The sequence below is a fragment of the Chromobacterium haemolyticum genome (assembly GCF_002081825.1).
GTDB lineage: Bacteria > Pseudomonadota > Gammaproteobacteria > Burkholderiales > Chromobacteriaceae > Chromobacterium > Chromobacterium fluminis.
The window spans coordinates 1-2119 of the sequence record NZ_MUKU01000077.1; the positions used below are offsets into that span (position 1 = coordinate 1).

Sequence of the window (2119 nt, forward strand, 5' to 3'; positions counted from 1 at the left end):
TCGAACTAGGCGAGATCGAAGCCGCGCTGTGCCGTCTGCCCGACGTGCGCGAGGCGCTGGTCCTGCTGGACCGTCCCGCCGCCGGCGAACCGCGGCTGGTGGCCTACGCCGTCGGCGACGCCGAACCGGCCGCGCTGCGCGCCGCGCTGGCCGCCGAGTTGCCCGAACACATGCTGCCCGCCGTTATCGTGGCGCTGGAGCGCTTCCCGCTGACCCATCACGGCAAGGTGGACCGCGCCGCCCTGCCGGCCGCGCAAGCCGCCAGCGACGCGCCGCGCGTCGAGCCGCGCTCCGACGCGGAACGCGCGCTCGCCCACATCTGGGCCGACGTCCTCGCCGTGCCCCTGCCCGGCATCGACGACAACTTCTTCGCCCTGGGCGGCGATTCCATCCTCTCCCTGCAAGTGGTCGCTCGCGCCCGCGACCAGGGCTTGGCCCTCAACGTGCAACAGCTGTTCAGCCGGCCCACCATTCGCCAGCTGTGCGAAGCGCCGGAGCCCGCCGACGACGGCGCAAGCGCCGCCGCGCGGCAAGCCTTCTCGCTGATTTCCGACGCCGACCGGCTGCGCTTGCCGGACGACGTGATCGAAGCGCTGCCCATGTCGCGGCTGCAGGCCGGCATGCTGTTCCACAGCGAGCTGTCGCAAAACGGCGCCATCTTCCACGACATTTTCAGCTTCGATCTGCGCCTGCCCTGGGACGAAGCCGCCTGGCGCGCCGCTGTTCGCCGCTTGGCGGAACGCCACGCCGCGCTGCGCACCACCTTCCACTGGAACGCCTACTCGGAACCGCTGCAGCTGATTCATCGCGACGGCGACATCCCGCTAAGCGTCGCCGACTTGCGCGCGCTGGCGCCCGAAGCGCAAAGCCGGGCGCTGGCCGACTTCGTCGCCGCAGAAAAAGCCCGGCCCTTCCAGCCGCAATCCCCGCCGCTGCTGCGCCTCTCCCTGTTCCGGCTGGACACCGGCCGCGCGCGGCTGACGCTGAGCTTCCATCACGCGATTCTGGACGGCTGGAGCGTGGCCACCTTGGTCACCGACCTGCTGCGGCTGGCGCGGCACGCGCAAAGCGCCGGCCCGGCCGACGCGTCCGGCGCGCTGAGCGCGCTGTTCATCGAACAGGAAAAACAAGCCGAGAACGCCCCTGAGCTGAAAGCGGCTTGGCGGCAACGGCTGGCCGGCTTGGAAGCCTCTGTCTTGCCCCGGTTGAGGCCTCAGCCGGCCGCGGGCGGCGCGCGCAGCGTCCGCCGTCTCAGCCGCATGCTGCCGGCCGAACTGTCCATGGCGCTGGACGCCGCCGCCGCGCGGCTGGCGCTGCCGCTCAAAACCGTATTGCTCACCGCTCACCTGCGCGTGCTGGCGCTGCTGACCGGTTCCGCCGCCGCCAGCACCGGCTACGTCACCCACAGCCGCCCCGAGCGCGAAGACAGCGCCGCCGCGCTGGGCCTGTTCCTGAACACCGTTCCGCTGAGCGTGGCACTGCGAACCGGCAGTTGGGCGCAACTGGCGCGCCGCGTCTTTGCCGAGGAAACGGCCTTGCAAGCGCTGCGCCGCCTGCCGCTGGCCGCCATCATGCAACTGAACCACGGCAGGCGCGGTTTCGAAGTCGGCTTCAACTACATCCACTTTCATGTCTACGGACAGGCGCTGCGCTTGCCCGACGTGACGGTGGAAGGCGTGGAAGTGTTCGAGGAAACCGACTTCCCCTGCCTGGTGCAGTTCAGCCGGGACCCGCGCGACCAAGGCCTGGAGCTGACGCTGGCCTGGGACGAGGCGGAATTCGACGCGCCGCAGATGGAGGATATGGCCGGCTATCTGCAACAGGCGCTGGCGTCGCTGGCCAAAGATACCTACGCCGATTGGCTGGCCGCGCCGCTGCTGAACGCCGAGCAAACCGCCCAGGCCCTGGGCCCCGCGCCCGTTTCCATCGCCCCGCCCCATCCCGACCTTTGCAGCTGGTTTGAACACGCCGCCCAGGCCTTCCCCGAGCGCGTCGCCGTCCAGGGCGACACCGCCGCGCTACGCTACCGCGAGCTGGACGCCCGCGCCAATCAATTGGCCCGGCAATTGCTCCAGCTCGGCGTGCTACCGGAGCAGCGCATCGGACTCTGCTGCCAACG

1 protein-coding gene is annotated in these 2119 nt (G+C 70.5%); it reads left to right on the forward strand.

Features of this window, described 5'->3' with window-relative positions; all coding sequences use genetic code 11:
- Positions 1-2119 (forward strand): condensation domain-containing protein (locus B0T39_RS24590; protein WP_141111404.1); only part of this gene is annotated, 2119 nt, incomplete at both ends.